This is a genomic window from Actinospica sp., from assembly GCF_035552695.1.
Lineage (GTDB): Bacteria > Actinomycetota > Actinomycetes > Streptomycetales > Catenulisporaceae > Actinospica.
Map to the genome: position 1 here is coordinate 1 of NZ_DASZKT010000231.1, position 3569 is coordinate 3569.

Consider the following 3569-nt stretch of genomic DNA (forward strand, 5'->3'; position numbering starts at 1 on the left):
CGTCGCCGCCGCGAAGGCGGCCACCGACGCGATCGTCGACGTCACCCTGCCGGAGGGCGAGGAGTCCGACCTGACCACCCTCGACCTGTCCAGCACCGACGAGACGATGATCGCGGACGTGGCCGCGGCCAATCCGAACACCATCGTCATCGTCGGCAGCGGCGGCCCGGTGGTCATGCCGTGGCTGAACTCGGTCGCGGGCGTGTTCGCGAACTGGTACAGCGGCCAGGAGACCGGGGCGGCCACGGCCGCGCTGATCTTCGGCACCGTCGACCCCTCGGGCAAGCTGCCGGTCACCTTCCCGGCCAGCCTGAGCCAGGTGCCGGCGCAGACCACCGCCCAGTGGCCGGGCACCTCGACCGGGGTGAACTTCAGCGAGGGCGTCGACATCGGCTACCGCTGGTACCAGTCGCAGAACACCACGCCCGCGTTCCCGTTCGGCTTCGGGCTCTCCTACACGAAGTTCTCCTTCTCCAACCTCAACATCGGCGCCTTCAACGCGGACGGGAACGCCACGGCCACCGCGACGATCACCAACACCGGGTCGGTGGCCGGCGCGGACGTGGCGCAGTTGTACGTCGGCGACCCGGCCGCCAGTCAGGACCCGCCGAACCAGCTCAAGGGCTTCCAGCGCGTAACGCTCAACCCCGGGCAGGCCGCGACGGTGTCCTTCCCGCTGACCATCCACGACCTGGCCTCCTGGTCGCCGACCGACAACCAGTGGGAGGCCCAGGCCGGCACCTACTCGATCAAGGTCGGGGACGCCTCCGACAACCTGCCGCTGACCGGCTCGACCAGCCTGGCCCAGACGCTGACCGGGCAGATCGCCGCGGGCGCATCGAGCGCGGGCGTCTCGCTGGCCAACACGGCGGTCAGTGCGAACGTCACGCCCAACTCGGGCGTACCGGGCGCGGAGACGGTCGGCGTGGTCAACCCCTTCGGCTACAGCAGCCCCAAGGGCGCGGCGGTCTCCTTCGCCATGCAGGCCGTGGACTCCAACACGTCTCAGACCCCTACATTCACCGCGACCGGGCTGCCGCCCGGCATCACGATCGCGTCGAACGGCACGATCTCCGGTTCCAGCAGCACGCTCGGGACCTACACGGTCACGGTGACGGCGAAAGACACGGAAGGAGCCTCCGGGTCGGCCACCTTCGTGTGGTCAGTCGTGCAGTGAGCAGTGCAGTGAGCCGTGCCAGGTAGTGCAGCGATCATGGTGCCCAGCTAGTCAGGGCTCCACGATCGATCACGGCGAGGACAACGCCGCCGCGCGAGTCAGGCTTCACGGCCGGACTTCCGCGGCGGCCCGTTCCGTCCTAAGGATTTCGCGAAAGCAGATCAATGGACTAAGACATTTCACAAGCCCTCGGGAGGTTCACGTCTTCCCGTCACTTTGGCTGGATCTGTGTGGCCTCCAGCGGAATTGGGCTGACGGGGAGATTCGGTTCGTGGATTCGTCCGGGGAACACACCGCAGGAGAGTCAAGGTTCCGACAAGCGGTTTGCCCGTGCCCTCAACCGGCGCCCCACGGGCAGCCGTCCCGACAACGAACCCCTTCCCCTTACAGGGCGGCGGTTGAGTCGGCGCGCTAGAACCGCGACGCCCTCGCGGGTGCGGCCTCGACTGCCCGGCCGGCCTCGGGAATGCGGCCGGGTTCGCGCGTCGGCGCGATGCACACCAGCGCGTAGTACGTCACCACGCCGATCGCCAGGTGCATCACCATGAGCACTCCGACCGCGTCGCCGGGCTGGCCCTTGTAGAGGATGTACACGTCGGGAAGCAGAAGCACGAGCGTGACCAGGACCGCGAGCCTGAGGAACAGCCAGCGCGGGGCCGCGCTCACACGCGTGACGATCGGCCAGGCGATACAGGCGATCACTACGCCGATCACGGTGAGCTTGCCGTAGTCCGCGAACGCGAAGTGCGTATAGCCCTTGGTGCCGGGCCACAGCGCCTCGCCGATCGCGACGATGACCGCGTCGGCGATCAGTGACCCGACGATCGACACGGCGGAAGCGATCAGCACGCGTGGCGCCGACGGTTGGCGGTGCGCGGGAGCGAAATCGATCCTGGCGAAGGACGTTAGCCATTTCAGCATGTTCGGCATCATAGCCGTGGCCGCCGCCGCATCGATCATCCTGAAGGGTGATTTGCGGGTACCTCGTCAGGCGACACCATCAATCTTTACGGATTCTGAACATATTCCAGTGGCGACCTAGACGACTTCCGCGTCACAGTAGAGAGTTTTGTCTCCGCGAGACCGGGCGGCGAACCGGCTCAAACTCAAATGCGCGCGCGGGCAGGAGTTCGTCGTCGGCGGATTCCCCGAGCCTGAGGGCAGCCGCGTTTCGGCGCGAACTCGCTGGCCTGCGGCCTGGCGTCGAACGCCAGCGGCGCGGCGCGCCGCGCTCGCGAATCACACCGTCGAAGGGCGACCCGCCCTGCTCGAGTTCATCGAATTCGGCACGCAGACGGTAAGTCCGACCTCGACGATGTGCCGACGGCCGTATCGGTCTCCGACCGTGCCACTGGGCAGCGTCAGCGATGCCAGTGCGATCGCGTAGCCGTTCACGACCCACAGCAGTGAGCTGACACACGTGTACAGGCCTGTGCCGAAGCTCGGCAGCGCGACGTTCACGATCATGACGTCGAGTAGCACGAGGAAGTACCCCGAGCACATCACGACGGGGATCGCGTTCGAGGAGCGCGGCGCGGTCTGCGCGGTCTTCGGCGCTTCGCGGCATCGGCTTTTTCTCGCGCCATGCGCTTGTCGGGCGCCGCTACGTGTTCGGCATCGCGGTGCTGATGCCGCCGAGCACGGATCCCGGAGCGCCGAGCGCCGCGATATCGCCGAGCGAGACCACGCCGATCGGCTTCCCGTCGCGCACCACCGGCAGTCGGCGGACGGCCGCGTTGCGCATCAAGTCGGCGGCCTGGACGATCTCGGTCTCGGGCGTCACGCTCCACAACTGCTCGCTGCACGCCTCGCGGACCGGGGTCTGCGGGCCGAGACCCGCGGCAAGCGTGCGCACCACCAGGTCACGGTCCGTCACCAGGCCGATCAGTTCGGCGTCCGCGGTGATCAGCACGGTGCCGATGTCCTCGTCCCGCATGATCCGCGCGACCTCCTCGATCGCCGTCTCGGGGCGGGCCGTGATCGGCGTCGGCGCCATGATCTCGCTTACGGTCACGGTCATCGTCGAAGCCTTCCATCCGGTTTCCTCGCGTTCCGGTGGCCGGTCGACCGCCGGAACGCGGCGCTTACCCGGTCTCGCGGCGACCATGCGCGCATCGCGGACAAATCCGGGATAGCCGAGCGCCATGAACGAACACCGAAGCGACGCGTTCACCGCACACGCGTTCCCGCTTCCGGCCAGGGCCGCCCTCGGAGCGGTGCCGGAACCGGACACCGTGCCGCCGCTCCCCGACCCGAACACGGTTCCGCGTCCCGACCCGGACAGGCCGATCGAGCCGGAGCCCGCGCCGACGCCGACGCCGGGGCCCGGACCGCACCGTCCCGTCGAGCCCGGGCCCACCCCTTATCCCCTGCCTGATCCGGACCGTCCGGT

The 3569-nt window shown here is 68.3% G+C and carries 5 protein-coding genes and 1 pseudogene; 3 read left to right on the plus strand and 3 right to left on the minus strand.

Going from position 1 to position 3569, the window contains the following annotated elements; genetic code table 11:
* Nucleotides 1–1177 (plus strand): glycoside hydrolase family 3 C-terminal domain-containing protein (locus VG296_RS26720; protein WP_325570423.1); only part of this gene is annotated, 1177 nt, incomplete at its 5' end.
* Nucleotides 1178–1588: 411 nt separating this feature from the next.
* On the opposite strand, the gene VG296_RS26725 is transcribed toward VG296_RS26720, so the two are convergent.
* The gene (locus VG296_RS26725; protein ID WP_325570425.1) at nt 1589–2098 is read right to left on the minus strand and encodes a hypothetical protein; all 510 of its coding nucleotides are present in this window, start codon (nt 2096–2098) and stop codon (nt 1589–1591) included.
* Between VG296_RS26725 and VG296_RS26730 the strand changes: the two genes are divergently transcribed.
* A complete protein-coding gene (locus VG296_RS26730) occupies nt 2097–2219 on the plus strand; it encodes a hypothetical protein (protein ID WP_325570427.1) in 123 nt (40 codons plus the stop codon). The two genes, VG296_RS26725 and VG296_RS26730, sit on opposite strands and share 2 nt — an antisense overlap.
* Nucleotides 2220–2416: 197 nt before the next feature.
* Here VG296_RS26730 and VG296_RS26735 read toward each other — a convergent pair whose 3' ends face one another.
* Together VG296_RS26735 and VG296_RS26740 are read right to left on the minus strand one after the other, a co-directional pair.
* Complete coding sequence (locus tag VG296_RS26735) at nt 2417–2644, minus strand: hypothetical protein (RefSeq protein WP_325570429.1); 228 nt, start codon at nt 2642–2644, stop codon at nt 2417–2419.
* A 136-nt stretch (nt 2645–2780) separates the two neighbouring features.
* The gene (locus VG296_RS26740) at nt 2781–3197 is read right to left on the minus strand and encodes a CBS domain-containing protein (protein WP_325570432.1); all 417 of its coding nucleotides are present in this window, start codon (nt 3195–3197) and stop codon (nt 2781–2783) included.
* A 124-nt stretch (nt 3198–3321) separates the two neighbouring features.
* On the opposite strand from VG296_RS26740, the pseudogene VG296_RS26745 reads away from it, so the two are divergent.
* Nucleotides 3322–3569 (plus strand): annotated as a pseudogene (locus tag VG296_RS26745) (RNA polymerase subunit sigma-24); the annotation flags it as partial.

Coding starts and splice junctions, on each gene's coding strand:
- VG296_RS26730 (WP_325570427.1), top strand. CDS start 2,097: ATGTTCGGCATCATAGCCGTGGCCGCCGCCGCATCGATCATCCTGAAG.
- VG296_RS26725 (WP_325570425.1), bottom strand. CDS start 2,098: ATGCTGAAATGGCTAACGTCCTTCGCCAGGATCGATTTCGCTCCCGCG.
- VG296_RS26735 (WP_325570429.1), bottom strand. CDS start 2,644: ATGATCGTGAACGTCGCGCTGCCGAGCTTCGGCACAGGCCTGTACACG.
- VG296_RS26740 (WP_325570432.1), bottom strand. CDS start 3,197: ATGACCGTGACCGTAAGCGAGATCATGGCGCCGACGCCGATCACGGCC.